This window comes from Aurantiacibacter suaedae (genome assembly GCF_005434915.1).
Lineage (GTDB): Bacteria > Pseudomonadota > Alphaproteobacteria > Sphingomonadales > Sphingomonadaceae > Alteraurantiacibacter > Alteraurantiacibacter suaedae.
The window spans coordinates 1,210,678-1,227,343 of record NZ_SKCG01000001.1 but is presented as its reverse complement, the minus strand read 5'-3'; the positions used below and the strand labels follow the sequence as shown (position 1 = coordinate 1,227,343).

The 16,666-nt window shown below is 63.7% G+C and carries 13 protein-coding genes; 3 read left to right on the top strand and 10 right to left on the bottom strand.

The genetic code is table 11. The features are described 5' to 3' along the window. Nucleotides 1-83 precede the first annotated feature (83 nt). Nucleotides 84-1,673: a carboxylesterase/lipase family protein gene (locus E0473_RS05750; protein WP_137679846.1), complete on the top strand. Its 1,590-nt coding sequence runs from the start codon at nt 84-86 to the stop codon at nt 1,671-1,673. Here the strand turns inward: E0473_RS05750 and E0473_RS05745 are convergent. From E0473_RS05745 to E0473_RS05715, 7 genes are all read right to left on the bottom strand, one after another. Further along, nucleotides 1,670-2,548 carry an alpha/beta hydrolase gene (locus tag E0473_RS05745; RefSeq protein WP_137679845.1) on the bottom strand — a complete coding sequence of 293 codons (879 nt, stop codon included), beginning with the start codon at nt 2,546-2,548 and terminating at the stop codon, nt 1,670-1,672. The genes E0473_RS05750 and E0473_RS05745 overlap by 4 nt on opposite strands. Then, the gene (locus E0473_RS05740; protein ID WP_137679844.1) at nt 2,545-3,810 is read right to left on the bottom strand and encodes an MFS transporter; all 1,266 of its coding nucleotides are present in this window, start codon (nt 3,808-3,810) and stop codon (nt 2,545-2,547) included. Before E0473_RS05740 ends, E0473_RS05745 begins: the two co-directional genes overlap by 4 nt. Further along, nucleotides 3,807-5,798, bottom strand: coding sequence for a hydantoinase B/oxoprolinase family protein (locus E0473_RS05735; protein WP_137679843.1), 1,992 nt, complete (start codon nt 5,796-5,798; stop codon nt 3,807-3,809). Before E0473_RS05735 ends, E0473_RS05740 begins: the two co-directional genes overlap by 4 nt. Further along, nucleotides 5,798-7,855 (bottom strand): hydantoinase/oxoprolinase family protein, encoded by a 2,058-nt coding sequence (locus E0473_RS05730; RefSeq protein ID WP_137679842.1) that lies wholly within the window; start codon nt 7,853-7,855, stop codon nt 5,798-5,800. Before E0473_RS05730 ends, E0473_RS05735 begins: the two co-directional genes overlap by 1 nt. A 274-nt stretch (nt 7,856-8,129) precedes the next feature. After that, nucleotides 8,130-9,368, bottom strand: a complete 1,239-nt coding sequence (locus E0473_RS05725; protein WP_137679841.1) for an alpha/beta hydrolase — start codon at nt 9,366-9,368, stop codon at nt 8,130-8,132. A 111-nt stretch (nt 9,369-9,479) separates the two neighbouring features. Then, entirely contained in the window at nt 9,480-10,136 is a 657-nt protein-coding gene (locus E0473_RS05720) for a flavin reductase family protein (RefSeq protein WP_137679840.1), read from the bottom strand. A gap of 8 nt (nt 10,137-10,144) precedes the next feature. Beyond that, nucleotides 10,145-11,095 (bottom strand): carbon-nitrogen hydrolase family protein, encoded by a 951-nt coding sequence (locus E0473_RS05715; protein WP_137679839.1) that lies wholly within the window; start codon nt 11,093-11,095, stop codon nt 10,145-10,147. A gap of 117 nt (nt 11,096-11,212) precedes the next feature. On the opposite strand from E0473_RS05715, the gene E0473_RS05710 reads away from it, so the two are divergent. Further along, entirely contained in the window at nt 11,213-12,340 is a 1,128-nt protein-coding gene (locus tag E0473_RS05710) for a cupin domain-containing protein (protein WP_137679838.1), read from the top strand. Between the two features lie 49 nt (nt 12,341-12,389). Continuing rightward, a complete protein-coding gene (locus E0473_RS05705; RefSeq protein WP_137679837.1) occupies nt 12,390-13,301 on the top strand; it encodes a fumarylacetoacetate hydrolase family protein in 912 nt (303 codons plus the stop codon). Nucleotides 13,302-13,373: 72 nt separating this feature from the next. Here E0473_RS05705 and E0473_RS05700 read toward each other — a convergent pair whose 3' ends face one another. From E0473_RS05700 to E0473_RS05690, 3 genes are read right to left on the bottom strand one after another with little or no spacing between them, the layout of a single operon-like run. After that, nucleotides 13,374-13,796 (bottom strand): acyl-CoA thioesterase, encoded by a 423-nt coding sequence (locus E0473_RS05700; RefSeq protein WP_137679836.1) that lies wholly within the window; start codon nt 13,794-13,796, stop codon nt 13,374-13,376. Nucleotides 13,797-13,810: 14 nt separating this feature from the next. Beyond that, nucleotides 13,811-14,323, bottom strand: coding sequence for a MarR family winged helix-turn-helix transcriptional regulator (locus E0473_RS05695; protein WP_241657345.1), 513 nt, complete (start codon nt 14,321-14,323; stop codon nt 13,811-13,813). Between the two features lie 30 nt (nt 14,324-14,353). Continuing rightward, nucleotides 14,354-16,660, bottom strand: a complete 2,307-nt coding sequence (locus tag E0473_RS05690) for a bifunctional salicylyl-CoA 5-hydroxylase/oxidoreductase (RefSeq protein ID WP_137679835.1) — start codon at nt 16,658-16,660, stop codon at nt 14,354-14,356. Nucleotides 16,661-16,666: the final 6 nt, after the last annotated feature.

The following is a 16,666-nucleotide window of genomic DNA, read 5'->3' as shown; positions in this document are numbered from 1 at the left end:
AACAGCACTTGAAGCAGAAGGAGGGGCAGGTCAGCATGGCCTGCCCCTTTTCGCATTAAAGACTTCCAGAAAAGGCTACAGCTATGATCCATTCCGCCCTCGAACGTCGGCAATTCCTTGCGCTGGGCTCGGTTCTCGCAGCGGGTGGATGTGCCGGCTGGGGCCAGTCTGCTTCGGCGCCCGGAGCGGCAGATCCGGGCGATCAGGGTGTAGTCGAGACGCGTGAGGGGCCGGTCCTTGGCACTTTGCTCAATGACTGCGTGCGCTTTCTTGGCGTGCCGTTTGCCGCAGCACCGGTGGGCGCGCTGCGCTTCCGCGCCCCGCAGCCGGCGCCGATGCGCAAAGATGTGCTGATTGCCGACAATTTTGCCCCGCCACCGATCCAGAAGCCGCTTTCCGAGCGTATCTACGGCCCGGGATCTGAGCCGTCGGAGGATTGCCTCGCGCTCAACATCTGGCGTCCGCGGACACCGGGGCCGCACCCGGTCTATGTGTGGATTCACGGCGGCGGCAACGTGGCCGGGTCGAGCCGGATGCCAGTGTTTGATGGCGCTGCGCTTGCCCGAGCGGGGATCGTGTGCGTGACGATCAGCTACCGGGTAGGCCTGCTCGGCTTCTGCGATGTCAGCTCCTTGCTGGGTGAGAGCTATCGTGGAAGTGGCAATAACGGGATGCTCGATATCCTTGCAGCACTGGGCTGGGTACGCGACAATATTGCCCGGTTTGGCGGCGATCCGGCGATGGTCACCGTCGGGGGGCAAAGCGCGGGTGCCAAGAACGTGTGCACCCTGCTCGCCATGCCCCGCGCGCGTGGGCTCTTTCGCGCTGCCATTGCCGAAAGCGGCGGGGCTGAGACGATCAACACCGCGGGCGATTCCGACGCCATGGCCGCTATTCTGACCGATGTCCTTGGGCCACATGATTCCGCAGCCATCGCCAGCCTGCCGGTCGACCGTCTGCTGGCAGCACAGGAAGAAATTTCGGCCCGCTGGCCTCGCAAGTATCCGTTCCGCCCGGTGATCGACGGGATGCATCTTGCGCAATTGCCGCTTGAAGCGATTGCGGCGGGAAGTGGCGCTGGCGTACCCCTGCTGATCGGCACCACGCGCGACGAGAACGCGTTCTTCGGCCCCTCGCGCTTTGGCCCAGGGGTGGTGGTGCAGGATGACCTGGCCAATATGGCCTTGGCCGATTTCGCGCCGGTCTATGCCCGCTACGATGCGCTGATGCCGCAGGCGAGCGCCACCGACCGGCGCTATGCCGCAATCACGGCGGAGGAATATTTCATCCCGACATGTCGCTGCGCCGATGCCCAGTCAGGTCACGCGCCAACTTATGTCTACCGGCTCGATATGCCGCGCGAAAAAGCGCCCAATGCCGGCTACTCTGTGCATGGTTCCGAACTGCCGCTGGTGTGGCAGCAAACGCGCGATCCGCGCTCGGCTTTCCTTGGCCCCGAAGGGCCGGCGGCCGATCGCCTCGCAGATGATATGTACGCACGGTGGGTCAGCTTTATTCGCGAGGGCCTGCCGGAAAACGATAATGGCCCCACCTGGCAGCGCTACGAAACCGGCAACCGCGCCACCATGCTGTTCGACGCGCAATCCTCGCTGGCAAAGGATCCGGCTGCGGCTGAAAAGCAGCTATGGGCCGATGCGAGATTTGACTTCTAGGCGGCAGGCGTAGGGGCAGGGGCGCCGAGGCGCTCCAGCCAGCCGCGCACCTGTCTGGCGAGCGGATGCTCGGGCAGGCCGGTGAAGGTGTGGGTCTCGAAGTGATCGGCCTCCTCGATGCAGGCCCATTCGTGATCGACGCCTGCATCAGCCAGCGCACTGACCAGCTTCATGCTCGAACGTTCTACCCGTGCGCGTTGGCGTTCGCGCCCGCCCCAGGCGACCAGCATGGGCACGCCCAGATTGTCCAGCAGCGCCAGCGGGGTGCCTTCGTCGACCGGCAATGGTCCGTCTGGCAGGGCATAGCCCGCGCCGGGAGTGCCGGTGATAGCCCAGCGATGCAGGCTGCCGCTGATCGAAAGAACACCGCGCAGTGACCCGGGGGGAAGGGCAGCAGCCTCGATCAGATCCGGACGCAGGGCAAAGGCCGCGGCAAGTGCAGCCCCGGCGCTGTGGCCGCCGATGAACAGCGCCGCGGGATCGATTCCGTTGCTGGCTCCGTGCGTGCCTAGCCATCGCATGGCCGCCATCATGTCTTCGAGCGGCGGCGGGCCGGAATCGCCCGGTTCGAGCAGGCGGTAGTCGATCGAAACCAGCACACCGCCTGCGGCATGGACCAGCGGGGCCATAAAGTGATTCCAGCGCCGGTTGCCATGGGTAAAACCGCCGCCATGGCAAAAAACCAGCGCCGGGCGCAGCGATCCGCTCGGCTCGGCGGGCGCGAGAATGTCGAGCCGCTGATGCGGTGCATCGCCATAGCTGGCGGTGACAACAGCTTTGCCCGCTGCCGCACAGGCATCGGCCAGGTCCAGCACCTCGCGCTCGTATTCTCCGGCGCGGGCATTGACTGCGGGGCGCAGCGTATCCTCGCTCATCGGTCGGCCTCACGCGCGAAAAGCAGCGCCACGGTGCTGATGAGCGCGGCACCCGCGACATAGTAGGCCGGTGCCATCTGGTCGCCCGTCTCAATCATCAGCCAGGTTACGAAGAAGGGGCCGAAGCCACCAACGATCAGCGTGGACAGGTTGTAGGCGATCGACAGCCCGGTGGAGCGGCGATGGATCGGGAACAGCTCGGCCAGCAGCGCCGAGATCGGCGCGGTATAGGCCGCGATCAGCACCGCCAGCCCCATCTGCGCGATAATCAGGCGGGCCTCGGTCGGCACCTCGGCCACGAAAGCGAGCGCGGGATAAATTAGCACGGCCAGGCCGATTGCCGCGGCGAGCATCACCGGCTTGCAGCCGTAACGGTCCGACAACATGCCCATTAGCGGGCACAACACGAACAAGGTGGCCGCGCCTGCGCAGCTCGCGCGAAAGGCCGCAGCCATGTCGATGCCGAAGCTGCTCTGGGCATAGGTCGGCATGAAATAGAGCAGGATGAAGGCGGTGACATTCCACAGGCATGACAGGCCAGCGCCGATCAGCACCTCGCTCGGACGGGTGCCGGTGAGCATCTTGGCGGCAGGCTCGGCCGCCTCGGCGCGCGCTTCCTTGAAGCTTTCAGGATCGGGCATGGAGCGCTTGATGTAGAGCCCGAGTGGGCCGAACAGCAAGGCCAGCACAAAGGGAACGCGCCAGCCCCAGCTGTTGAGTTCCTCGGGCGTGAGCGCGCTCGAAATGGCGGCGCCGATCAGGGCCGAGAGCAGAAAGGCGCCGACCTGGCTTGCCTGTTGCCAGCTGGCGTAGAAGGCGCGTTTGTTCGGAGGTGCGCTCTCGACCAGGAACGAGATGCTGCCCGCTGCCGCACCGCCGGAAAAGAAGCCCTGCACCAGCCTTAGCAGGACTACCAGGATCGGGGCGGCAAGGCCGATGGCAGGATAGGACGGGATCAGCCCGATCAGCCCGGTGCTGGCTGACATCATCAACACGATCAGGGCAATCGCAGCCTTGCGGCCTACCCGGTCGGCATAAAGGCCCAGCAGCACCCCGCCGAGCGGACGCATGACATAGCCTACCCCCAGCGTTGCGACTGCCAGCAGCAGCCCGGTGGCGCTACCGGCCTGGTCGAAGAAGGTATACGCGATCGAGAGCGCAAACAGCGCATAGATCGAAAGGTCGTAACCTTCGATGGCAATCGCGGAGGCGACGACCGCAAGCGACTTCTTCGACGTGGCAGGGTTGGCAGCAGCGCTCATGCGGCGATCTCCTCGATGGCAGCGATGACCCTTGCGCGTGCTGCGGGCATGTCAAAGCCGTCGGTCGCCAGCGCCTGGGGCCCTTGGGTGACGATGGCGGGCGAGGCAGCCGCGAAAATGGCGGCGCGGCTCTGGTGGCGCATCCCGGAGGGCAGTGCGAGAACGGCCGTGCTCATGCGCGTCATCACCTCGTCGTCGAACACCTGCTCCCACAATTGGCGGGCGGGGCAAAAGGCGCTGTGTGCGGTGCGAGGGCTCGCGCGCAGCGCCTTGGTCGCAGCTTCATCGACCGTAGCGACAGCCTCGTCCAGCACCACGCCATAATCGCGCTTGGCCGCCTCGCGCGATACCAGCCCGCGGGCGACGTCATCGGCCACGCGGGCCACTTCGCGTTCGAAGGGGTCGCCGTAGCCACCGCCTCCGGGGGTCATGATGGTGATGACATCGCCCGCGCGTGCCACCACCTTGTCGATCTTGCCGAGATCGCGCTCGTCGGGGGTGCCCATGTTGAGCACCACGCGCGCAGGTTCGCCCGGCAGCCCGCCTTCTGCGCCCCAGGGCTGAAACACGAAGCGTTCAAGGCCGCGACCCATGAACTCCATCCCGTCTTCCAGCAGCTTGACCGAATAGACCACGCCGTGCCCGCCGCGCCGCTTGCCGGCGCCGCCGCTGTCAGGGCGCAGGGCATAGTCGACGACCTGCAAGGGCAAGTCGGCCTCGCTGCGTTCGCTGGGGGTGTTGTGAATGTTGGCAAGGCTGCGATCGCGCCCGTCGGCACCATCGACATGGATGCTGCCGCCGCCGCCGCCGGCAATTCCCTGCACGACGGCCACGCGCTGCCCGCCGCTGGCCGGATCGACATGGGCGACCACTGCGGGGATCACGGTCCCGCCGCTGGCTGCCGCCGCCATGGCCGGATTGGCGGCCAGCAGGCACCCCTGCACCGCATCGTTGAAGCGGATTGCGCCGGCATGGCGGATGCCCACTGCGGCCGGCGCTTCGGGGTTCATCACCGTGCCTTTGGGCACGTGCACCGTGATGTTCTCAAAGATGCCATAGTTGAGCGGCAGCTCGGGATCGAAGGTGTAGAGCATGTGCATTAGCTTGGTGGTGAGGTACGGGTGTCGCACGCCTCCGGTCGGCACGTTGTAGGGTGCCAGAAGCTGCGGATCGGTGCCCGTGAGATCGAGGTGGATCGTGCCCTTGTCGATCGTCATCCTGCAGCGCAGCCGCACCGGGATCTTCGTGTGATAGTCATCGTCGAGATAGTCGTGAAATTCGTAGGTGCCGTCGGTCAGTCGTTCGAGCACGCTGGAAGCGCGCCGACGGGCATATTCGACAACGCCCGATTGCGCGGCGCGGACAGTTTCCAGCCCATGTACTGCGACCAGTTCGGCCACCCGCCGCTCGCCCACTGCCAGCGCGCTGAGCTGGGCTTGCAGGTCGCCCTCGACGATATCGGGAATGCGGCTGTTGGCGCGCAGGATGGCGGTAAAGGCCGGATTGCGTATTCCCTTTTCCGCCAGCTTGAGCGGCGGGATCTGCAAGCCTTCCTGGAAGATGTTCTGGAACGAGGGGCTGATCGAACTTGGGACACCGCCGCCGATGTCGGCGCAGTGCGCGAAGGTCCAGCCGAAGCAGACGATCTCGCCTTCGTGAAAATAGGGCTGCAACAGGTTGATGTCGGGCAGGTGGCTGCCGACGCCGGGTGCGGCATAGGGATGGTTGGTAACCAGGATGTCGCCCGGCTCGAGGCTGTCAAAGGCGGCAATGAAGGCGCTGCAATCCTGATCGACCCCGAGCGAGATGCCAGTGGCTTGGGGATAGGCGAAGAAGCGGCCGTTAAGATCGCACAGAGCAGTGCCGAAATCGTTCGTTTCGCGCACATAGCTGGAACGGGCGGTGCGGCCGAGCGCGATGCCCATTTCTTCGGTGGTAGCCTTGAACTTGTGGTACATCAGTTCAAGCGTGATCGGATCAATCTGCATCAGGCGGCTCCGGTCTGAAAGCGTTCAAGCATCATTGATCCGCACTCCAGCGACAAGGCGCGCCAGCCGGGCGGAATCATGGTTGTCGTGTCGCATTGTTCGACGATGGCCGGTCCAGCGAGTCCGTTCTCAAGGGCAGCGAGTTCTGCGCGATTGATAACGCGCGCTTCATGCCAGCTGGCGTGCACATAAATCCGGCGTGTGCGCAGGGTCGCCTCGGCCTGGTTGGCCAGCACGGCGGCAGTGCCGCCCAGATGCGGCAATTCGCCGATGGCCGATAGCACAACGCGGCTGATGCCGACGCCGCTTCCGCTTTCGGAAAAGCCGTAGAGCTTGTCGTGCGCGGCGTGGAACGCCTGTTCGATCCGTTCGGCAATATTGCCGTCGAGATCGGGCAAACGCACGGGCAGCTCGAAAGCTTGCTCAGGATAGCGGGTATCAGCAACAAGCTCGTAGCGCCAGTTGTCCACCCGTCCGGCCATGGCCTGCTGCCACTCGCTGGCCGCTTCGCGCAGTCGCGTGATCGACGCGCCGATCTGCTCTTCGGCATCTTTGCTGGTGGTGTCGATCCGGCAGCTTTCCACGAAATCGCGGCGCAGGTTGGCCATGGCCGCACCCAATGCGCAGAATACTCCGGGACTGGGGGCAACGAGAATGCGGTCAAGACCGGCTTCTTCCGCCAGCAGTACGGCGTGGGTCGGCCCGGCGCCGCCGAACGGCAGCAGCACGAATTCGCGCGGATCGCTGCCACGACGGGCGAGGGTCTTGCGCACTTCGGTGGCCATCATCGAACTGGCAACCCGCAAGGCGGCATCGGCCGTGCGCACTGCGAGGTCCGGACCCGCCTCGAAAATTCGTGCGCCCACCGCCTCGAGCGCAGCCGTGGCCTTGTCGGGATAGACCGTCAGCGTCCCGCCGGCAAAGTGTTCGGCGTTGAGATAGCCGCAGGCCAGATAGCAATCGGTCATGGTCGGGGCATCCGAACCAAGGCCGTAGCAGGCCGGGCCGGGCCGGGCGCCGGCGCTTGTCGGGCCGACCTTGAGCAGGCCGCCTTCGTCAACGCGGATGATCGAGCCGCCGCCAGCGCCGATCGCGCTGACTGCGACAATGGGCAGGATCAGCGGAATCTCCCCGAGGTGCGCCTGGGTGGTGATTTCAGCCGCCGCGCCTTCGGCCACCGAGATGTCGGCCGACGTGCCGCCCATGTCGAAGGTCACGATCTTGTCGGCTCCAGCCAGCCGCGCGGTGTGGATAGCAGCAACCACGCCCGACGCGGGGCCCGACAGGGTGCTGTCGATGGGGCGTTCATAGGCCGTTTCCAGCCCCACGCTGCCCCCGTTGCTCGTGGTGATCGAAAGCGGGCAGGCGAGACCGTGACCGGCCACCTTGTCCTTGAGCTTGTCATAATAGCTGCGCAGGATCGGCGCGATATAGGCATTCATCACGCAGACCATGCCGCGCTCGTATTCGCGCACCTCGGACCAGATCTCGCTCGATGCAACGACCGGCACCGACAGGCGTGAGGCCAACTGGTTGGCCACGTCCTGCTCGAAACCTGGATTGGCGGGGGCGTTGAGCATAACCACGGCCACCGCATCGACATCGAGCGACTTCAGGCTGGCAGCCAGCTCATCGGCCTCCTGCAATGCAAGAGGCGCCAGAATTTCACCGGCGGCGGACAGGCGGGCCGCCATGGTCAACACCCTGTCTCGCGGCACCAGCGGCTCTTCAGGCTGAGCGAAAAAGCCATAGCTGTCGGCCATGTGGACCCGCGCCAGTTCGAGCAGGTCGCGATTGCCCTCGCAAACCACCAGGGCCACGCGCGCGCCGCGACGTTGCAGGATGGCGTTGAGCGACAAGGTGGTGCCGTGGATGACAAGGTCGACCGCTTCCGGTCCAATATCAGCGCGTTGCATCAGCCCGGCCAGGCCGCGCTCGATCGCCGCCGCCGGATCGGCGGGTGCGCTCGGCTCCTTGTGGAACACGAGGCGATTGTCATCCACCAGCACGAAGTCCGTGAATGTGCCCCCGACGTCGATACCGATTCTCGCGCTCACGCGGTTACTCCTGTCATATGCGGCGCCCAGCAATGCTGCAGCCGGTGCATTCAAAGGGCACGGGGCTCGCCTTTCAATGGCGATTGGATTTTCCTTGTGTTGCTTTCAAGGCAACGAAGCAGCTTTTACGTGCTCGGTCGGCAGATTTCGCTGGCACAATATCCCGCATTTTCCACGAACGGATCGCCAGTCGGTGGAGTCAGGCAGTCGCTGGCGTTAAATCAGAACCTTGCACACGAGACCGGGCTTTCCACTATGATGCGTCAGCGGACGCTTAGGGCGTGTTACTGGGTGGTGTTTTCGGCGCGTCTGCGCCGTGGTCGAAGCTGGCAAGCGTAAGCGCGAACAGCGGGCTGTCGGGCAGGGAGAAATCGAGCGCGGTGTCGGAATGATTGCCGGCGGGCAGGGCATAGGTCTGCGGCACGATACCCTCAGCTCGCAATACCTTATCGAGTTCGTCGGCGCTGAGCGCTCTGGCGGTCTCGTTGCTGCCATAGGCGATCACAACACGGGCCACCGGGTCGCTGACGTGATCGGCGATGGCGGCTGCGGCCATGCTTGCCGGAGTGGGGGCGTAGGCCTGTGCAATGGCGGGATCGGGCCGGAAGTGTCCGCTGATGAGCACCACGCCGCGCAAGGCTTCCCGCAACCACGGATCGTTTCCCATCCACCGCCGATCAAGCCCGAGCGAGGCAGCCATGAGCGCCCCCACCGAATGTCCCGCGATCACTATCTGGGGCACCTTGTCTTCACCACAGGACAGCGAGCCCCTTACCCATGTCAGCACTTGGGCAAGGTCTTCGATCTGTGCCGGATAGCTGTGGCCGTCACGGGTGAGGCGGTAGCTGGGCACCACCACGGTGACGCCGTTGGCAATGTAGTCTCGCGCGACATAGCCATAATGTTCGCGGTCGCCTTCGACGAAATTGCCGCCGTGGACATAAATCAGCACGCGCTGGTCGATGCAGGGCGCGGCGGGCAGATAGAGGTCGAGCCGCTGCCGCGGTTCGGGGCCGTATGGCAGGCCGAGCCGGTGCGCGACGCGTTGGCGGGTGTCGGCTGTCAGGCGGTCGGCGAGGGAGTAAAACACTCGGTAGCTGTTGCCTGCGCTCGCCGAGGTAACCGAGGGATAGGCTGCTGCATCCTGCGCCTTTGCTGCCGGCACTCCGATCATGGCCGCGAGCCCTACCATAGCGGCCAGAGCCAGCGCTGGTCCGGTCCGCTGGCACCGGGTGGTGGCATGCGCGTTCACAGCCTGCGCGCCTTCAGGTTTTCTGGTGCTGGTCGAGATCACTTCGGCGTCGCGCAGCGACACCATCTCCGGTCCTTCTGCCTGAGCCCGTTGCCGGAGCGCCATTTCGTTGGCGCCAAACCGGAACGCGATCATCGACTGGGCCAGCCCGAAGCTGTCGATGCTCACAGCGGATGACGGATCGCCGATTTCGCCGGTATCGCGGCTCAATACGTCGTGGGTCGGGGAGGTCGTCGCCGCATTGTTCATGGTGGGGCTCACAAATGGGACAAGTGTTGCAATATCAACCGGGCTGACATCGTTGCTGCGCTCGATCACCTCGTTAGCCAGCACGTTGAGCGTGATCGCGGTGGCATCTTTCGCCGACGCTGTTCAGCCGTCGCTTTTGCGCGCCGCCGATGCCATGCTGGTGCCGTCCCACTTGGCGTAAGAGGGGCGTTCCATCTGAAACAGCTCGCTCGGACGGGCATACCAGCCTGCGCCGTGCATGCGTGCCACCAGATTCATAGCCGGGGCATCGACATGGAGCCGCTCGGCATCGATGAAACGATCGTCGATATGGAAACGCGTGACCTCGCCGAGGACGATGGTGGTCTTGCCTGCCTCAATTGTCTGGTAGACCTTGCATTCCATCGATACGGGCGCTGTTGCGATGCGGGGCGGGCTGATCGTCACGCTGGGCGCCGTGGCAAGTCCGGCCGCAGCGATTTCGTCGAATTCGGGCGGCGCGTCGATGCAGGTGAAATTCATGGCCGGGCTATCGGCCTCGCTGACAAGGTTCACCACGAATTCGCCGGTGGAGAGAATATTGGCCGCGCTGTCCTTGTGGGTTTCGTCGGGGCGGCGCATCATGCCGAGCACCACCAGCGGCGGTTCGGCGCTCATCATGTTGAAGAAACTGTAGGGCGCGGCATTGCCCGCGCCGTCCTCGGCTTGCGTGGTTACCCAGGCGATCGGGCGAGGGGTGATGCTGGCGCTCATCAGCTTGTAGCGATCGGGGCCAGGGGTGGTGGCGAAATCAAATTCCATGGTGCGGTTTACTCCTGCCCCGAAGCGTCGCCCGTGCGGGTGACGGCGCGCTGCCTGGCGGTGTTGACGGAGAGGTTGAAGACGTCGGGACGGGCATAGTGGCCGACCACATCGAAATCGTATTTGCCGCGGACGACGGCTGCCGGTTCGATCTGGGCATAAAGGATGGTTTCGCCGCTGTAGTCCGGTCCGGCGAGCACGGTGCCGAGCGGATCGACGATCATCGAGCCGCCGCGCATCAGGACCAAGTCCGGGTCATCGCCGAGTGCGCAATCGTAGTCGGCCGGGTAGGCACCACGCGTGATGTGCTGGCAGGCCGAAAGCACGAAACAACGCCCTTCGAGCGCGACGTGCTGCATCGTGGCCGCCCAGCCGTGGCGGTCGTCGGCAGTGGGCGCGCAATAGAGCGTGATGCCCTGATCGTACATCGCCATGCGCATCATCGGCATATAGTTTTCCCAGCAGATCACCGCCCCGATGCGGCCGAGCGGGGTATCGATGACAGGCATCGTCGAGCCGTCGCCAAAGCCCCAGATCAGGCGTTCCGCACCGGTTGGCATGAGCTTGCGGTGCTTGGCGATCAGCCCGCGATCGCCATCGAAGAACAGCGCCGTGCAATAGACCGTGCCGCCATCGCGCTCGATCACGCCAATGACCAGGAACACGCCCGTTTCGCGCGTGGCTTCCTCCAGCAGGGCGACCTCCTCGCCATCGAGGCTGATCGCAGCTTCGTGGTAGGCGCGATAGTCCTCGCGGCCTTCGGGCTTGCGCATACCCACCGGTGTGCCGAACGAGGCGCCCTTGGGGTAGCCGCCCAGAAAAGCCTCGGGGAACACCAGCAGGCTGGCCCCTGCCGCGGCCGCCTCGCGCACCAGCGCTGCCGCCTTGGTTGCCGCGGCCACGGAATCAGATGGGATCGAAGATGCCTGGATGACGGCGGCCTTGAACGATGTTTGCATAACGATCCTTTGTTGAAATCAGGCGCTTTTCTGAAGGTTTCCTAAGCTACATTAGTTGCATTTGACAGTTTCTGCAAATTGTTTTAGGCCTGTAATATATTCACAGGGAGACCTTTGATGGCCAGCACCAACTACGACCAGTATCGCGAGGACATGATCGGGCGCGCCAATGTGAGCGACACGCCCGAGCTGGTTGCCTATTACAAGCGGCTCGAGGAGTTGGGCACCGGTGCCTTGTGGACCGTGGCCAACAAGATCGAGCCGTGGGAGCCTGCCAGCACCTCGGTGCCGATGCTGTGGCGTTACAAGGATCTGCGCGATGACGTGATGCGCGCACTCGACCTTGTGACGCCGGAACAGGCCGGCCGCCGCGTGGTCTACCTCGAAAATCCGGGCCGCGTCGACGTAGTGGCGGCGGTCGGCTGGCTCTATTCGGGTTTGCAGGTGATGGGGCCGGGCGAGCTTGCCTCGAGCCATCGCCACTCCGCCTCTGCGCTGCGCTTCATCATGGAAGGCGAGGGCGCCTTCACCAATGTTGACGGGCACAAGATGACGCTGGGCGCCAACGATTTCGTGCTGACGCCCAATGGCACCTGGCATGAACACGGCGTGGACGAGGGCGGCACCCCCTGCATCTGGCAGGACGGCCTCGACATCCCGCTGATGAACGCGCTCGAAGCCAATTTCTACGAGGTCCATCCCGATCTTCAGCAAGCAGTCTCGTTCCCGGTCGATGACTCCACCGCGACCTGGGCCGGTACCGGCCTGCGCCCGGCAGGCCAAACCTGGTCCAAGCCCTATTCGCCGCTGCTGAAATACGAATGGGCACCTACCTACGAGGCCTTGTGCAACTATGCCCGTGCTACCGATGGATCGCCCTATGACGGGGTGATGATGGAATATGTCAATCCGCATACCGGCGGCCCGGTGATGCAGACGATCGGTGCCTCGATGCAGCTGCTGCGCCCCGGCGAGCGTACCAAGGCCCACCGTCAGACCGGCTCGTTCGTTTACCAGTGCGCCAAGGGCAAGGGCTACTCGATCATCAACGGCCAACGGTTCGACTGGCAGGAACGCGATATCTTCGTCGTCCCAGCCTGGATGTACCACGAACACGCCAACGCCTCCGATAGCGAGGATGCCTGCCTGTTCACCTTCAACGATTTGCCGGTCATGCGGGCGCTCGGGCTCTACCGCGAGGAAGCCCTGGCCGAGAACGACGGACATCAGCCGATCCTCCCCTGACCTGTATTTCGCCCTCCCAGCAAATCCTATCCTGAGGAAGTTTTAAACCATGCGTCTAGTCACTTTCCGCGCCACCGTCGAAGCCGAGGCCCGCCTTGGCGCGCTCGTCGATGATCTGGTGCTCGATCTCGGCCTATTCGGCGAGGCCACAGGTGTGCCCTTTCCCTCGACCATGCTCGAATTCATCGACCTTGGCCCGCAGGCGGTAGCTATTGCCAGCAAGATGATCGAGGAAGCCAAAAGCCTGTTCCCGCTCGGCACCGCAATTCCGTTTGCCAATGTCACGCTGCTCGCGCCGATCCCGCGCCCGCGCAAGAACATCTTCGGCATTGGCCTGAACTATACCGAGCACGTGGCCGAAAGCGCCAAGTCGCTCGACACTTCGGCCGAACTGCCGCGCCAGCCGGTGATCTTCTCCAAGCCTCCGACCGGCGTTATCGCGCCGGGCGAGCCGATCCGTCACAATGGCGAGATCACCCAGCAGCTTGACTGGGAAGTCGAACTGGCTGCCATCATCGGTCGCAAAGCCAAGGCCGTGGCACGCGATGAGGCTCTGTCCTATGTGTTCGGCTATACCGTGTGCATCGACATGAGCGCACGCGATTGCCGCCGCGCGGGCCAGTGGATCTATTCCAAGGGCCAGGATACCTATGCGCCGATGGGACCGTGCATCGTCACCGCCGACGAAATCCCCGACCCGCAGACGCTCGATCTCTCGCTCAGCGTCAATGGCGTCACCAAGCAGTCGAGCAACACGGCCTACATGCTGTTCAAGGTCGACGAACTGATCGAGGATATTTCCCAGGGCATCACGCTTGAGCCGGGCGACATCATCGCCACCGGCACCCCGGCCGGCGTCGGCGCAGGCATGGATCCGCAGGAATGGGTGTGGCCTGGCGATACCATCGTGGCCACCGTCGAAAAGCTGGGCACGCTCACCCACCCGGTCGTGAAGGCCTGATCAATCCATCTGACCAACATGCAAAGGGGGCCGGTCGGCCCCCTTTTCGTGACTTTCTGACAGTTCCGACCTTCAGGCTGGCGCTGCGACTTCGGCCTGTGCTGTCAGGGCATTTCGCAGGTCATCGGGCCATGGCATGGAGCGATGCTTCTCCAGATCCATGCAAACGAGCACGACGTTGACCCGCAGCCGCAGTTCCCCGTTATTGGAGAAGGCGATCGTTACCGGGCAGCTGGTCCGCCCCGGTGTGCCAGGCTGCACCGTTATCGCGAGCACTTCGCCAAGGCGGCTCGGCGCTGCGAATTCGGCTTCCAGCTTCACTGTCGGCACGCCCATCTTGCGGGTAAGGTGCATGGTGGCAAAGTCCACCCCGAGGCTTTGTGCAAACCAGTCTTCCACCGCTCCGTTGAGCATCTCGAAATAGCGAGGATAGAACACGATCCCGGCCGGATCGACATCGGCAAAGCGCACCTGTGCGGTGGTGGAAAACGGCATTGGTAATCGGCCTTCTAGGATAGGGAGGATCTGAGCTGAACCAGCAGCTCCAGCAACTGGCGCTGCTGGTCTTCGGGAAAATCTTTCATGGCTTCACGCACCCAGTGGCGATGTGCTTGCGCCAGTTCGGAGAACACTTCTTCGCCTGCTGGCGTGAGGCGGACAACGGCCGAACGGGCGTCGTCTGGCGCCTTTGCTGAGTGTACCAGCCCCTGTTCCTGCAATTGACGAACGATCGAAGTGACATTGCCATTGGAAACCAGCAACGCACGCGAAAGCTCGCCCATGCGCAAACCGTCAACATTGCGGGCCAGTGTGGCCAGGATATCGAAGCGCGGCAGCGTGGTTGCGAAATGGACCTCGAAATTGCGGCGCAGGGTTTTCTCGATCAGCTTGGCGCAGCCGAGCAGCCTGACCCAGATCTTGAGGTCTAGCGTGCTGGCGTCGGCGGCTGGGTCGGTTCTGGGCATAGCGATCGCAGTTTCGTAATCAGCATCGCTCATAGCGCGCGCGGCTTCGATGTCCATTCCCGGCCGCTTCGGGCTGAGCGGGTCCGATCAGGCCCGCGCGAGCTCGGCCTGTTTCTTCGCCGATCGCAGAGCCTGATCCTGACCGAGGGCGTAGGCCGGGGGAACAAACTGACCAGCGTGACCCGCGCTGGCCGCCGCTGCGAGGGTCCAGAAGGGGTTTGTCAGATGCGGGCGGCCAAGGGCGACAATATCCGCGCGCCCCGACGTCACGATGGAGTTGACCTGATCTGCATCGGTGATGTTGCCAACGGCAATGGTAGCGATCTCGGCCTCGTTGCGGATCTGGTCTGCAAACGGGGTCTGGAACAGACGACCATAGACGGGCTTTGCCGCCGGGTTGGTTTCGCCAGCGGAAACATCAATGATATCGACGCCCTGCAGCTTGAGCAGTCGGGCGATCTCGACGGCTTCGGCAGGGGTGACCCCCTTATCCCCCATCCAGTCATTTGCGGAAATCCGCACGGCAAGCGGCTTGGTCGCGGGCCATGCCTCGCGCACTGCCGCAACCACCTGCAGAGGCAGGCGCATACGGTTTTCAAGCGAGCCGCCATAGGCGTCACCACGTTGGTTGAGAAACGGGGAAATGAAGCTTGCCAGAAGGGTTCCGTGACCAGCTTGCAGTTCCAGCATGTCAAACCCGGCCGCATCTGCACGCCGTGCTGCTGACGTAAAGGATTCGACCATTGCCGGAATGGCATCCTTTGCCAGCGCCTGCGGTACGATACCTTTTTCCCGCCAGGCCAGCGCGCTTGCCGAGACAAGCGGCCAAGGCTCGTCCATCGGCTCGTCGTAAGTTGCGCCGGCGGTGGGGTTTTTGCAGCTGCCACGTGCGCCGGCGTGACCGATCTGTGCGCAGCTGCGCGCCTGTGTATGGTCATGGATGAAGCGGTTGATCTCGGCCCAGCCTTCGACCTGGTCATCGCTCCAGATCCCGGGACAGGCCTCGGTCATGCGGCCCTCCGGCTCGACAGCCAACATTTCGGTGAACACGAGACCGGCACCGCCCATGGCGCGCGTGCCGTAGTGGACAGAATGGAAGGTATTGGCCTTGCCGTCTTCGCTTGCGGCATAGGTCAGCATCGGGGGGATGGCGATGCGGTTGGCAAGCGTGAGGCCGCGCAGCGTGAAAGGGGTGAACATCGGTTGCACCGGCTGGTTGCGCCCCTCGTCGGCGCCCGCAAACCATCGCTCAAGCCCTTCGAGCCACTGCGCATCGCGCAGGCGCAAGTTCTCATGGCTGACCCGCTGGGAGCGGGTCATCAGCGCATAGGTGAACTGCGGCAGGTCGAAGCCGATATAGCGATCGAGCGTTTCGAACCATTCGGTAGAATTACGCGCGCTGTTCTGGATCTTGAGCACCTCGACATGCCGCTCTTCCTGATATTCGGCCAGCGCGCGGGTGAGCGCGGCGCGATCGGTAATGCCGGGGCGGTCGAGCACCTCGGCCAGCTTGATTGCATCTTCCAGCGCCAGCTTTGTGCCCGAGCCGATCGAGAAGTGCGCGGTGTGCGCAGCATCGCCGAGCAGCACGACATTGTCGAACGACCATTGGCGGCACAATACGCGGGTGAACTGGATCCAGGCCGACGAGCCGCGCAGGTGGCGCGAATTGGAGATCAGCGGATGCCCGTCGAGATGGCGGGCAAAGATCTTCTCGCACAGCGCGATCGACTGGTCCTGATCCATATGCTCGAAGCCGAGCCTGTCCCAGGTTTCAGGCGAACATTCGACGATGAAGGTCGAGTGTTTGTCATCGAAGCGATAGGCATGGGCCCAGATCCAGCCTGCCTCGGTCTTCTCGAAGATGAATGCAAAGGCGTCGAACATCTTGGTTGTACCGAGCCAGGAAAAGCGATTGCGGCGCACCTGGAGTTCAGTATCGAACCGATCCTCGTACGCGTTGCGGATCTTTGAATTGATTCCGTCTGCGGCAACGATCAGATCGAAGTCGGAATAAGCGGACACGTTGTCCTCAAATTCGGTTTCGAAGTGCATCACCACACCGAGTGCGGCGGCGCGTTGCTGGAGGATCTGCAACAGGTGCTTGCGGCCGATGCCGATGAAGCCATGCCCGGTAGAGGTCATCGTGGTATCCCCTACGGTGACGTCAATGTCGTCCCAATGGGCAAAGCTGTCGATGATGGTGTTGGCGCTGTCGGGGTCGTTGGCCCTGAGGTTCTCGAGCGTCTGGTCGGAAAACACCACGCCCCAGCCGAAGGTGTCGCCTGGGCTGTTGCGTTCGAAAACGTGAATCTCGTGGGCTGGGTCGCGCAGCTTCATCGATATCGCAAAGTAGATGCCGGCAGGGCCTCCGCCGAGACACGCAATACGCATGGGTTT

Excerpts from the sequence above, each read along its gene's own strand:
- E0473_RS05750 (WP_137679846.1), top strand. The coding sequence starts at position 84 with ATGATCCATTCCGCCCTCGAACGTCGGCAATTCCTTGCGCTGGGCTCG.
- E0473_RS05745 (WP_137679845.1), bottom strand. The coding sequence starts at position 2,548 with ATGAGCGAGGATACGCTGCGCCCCGCAGTCAATGCCCGCGCCGGAGAA.
- E0473_RS05740 (WP_137679844.1), bottom strand. The coding sequence starts at position 3,810 with ATGAGCGCTGCTGCCAACCCTGCCACGTCGAAGAAGTCGCTTGCGGTC.
- E0473_RS05735 (WP_137679843.1), bottom strand. The coding sequence starts at position 5,798 with ATGCAGATTGATCCGATCACGCTTGAACTGATGTACCACAAGTTCAAG.
- E0473_RS05720 (WP_137679840.1), bottom strand. The coding sequence starts at position 10,136 with ATGGAATTTGATTTCGCCACCACCCCTGGCCCCGATCGCTACAAGCTG.
- E0473_RS05715 (WP_137679839.1), bottom strand. The coding sequence starts at position 11,095 with ATGCAAACATCGTTCAAGGCCGCCGTCATCCAGGCATCTTCGATCCCA.
- E0473_RS05710 (WP_137679838.1), top strand. The coding sequence starts at position 11,213 with ATGGCCAGCACCAACTACGACCAGTATCGCGAGGACATGATCGGGCGC.
- E0473_RS05705 (WP_137679837.1), top strand. The coding sequence starts at position 12,390 with ATGCGTCTAGTCACTTTCCGCGCCACCGTCGAAGCCGAGGCCCGCCTT.
- E0473_RS05700 (WP_137679836.1), bottom strand. The coding sequence starts at position 13,796 with ATGCCGTTTTCCACCACCGCACAGGTGCGCTTTGCCGATGTCGATCCG.
- E0473_RS05695 (WP_241657345.1), bottom strand. The coding sequence starts at position 14,323 with ATGGACATCGAAGCCGCGCGCGCTATGAGCGATGCTGATTACGAAACT.
- E0473_RS05690 (WP_137679835.1), bottom strand. The coding sequence starts at position 16,660 with ATGCGTATTGCGTGTCTCGGCGGAGGCCCTGCCGGCATCTACTTTGCG.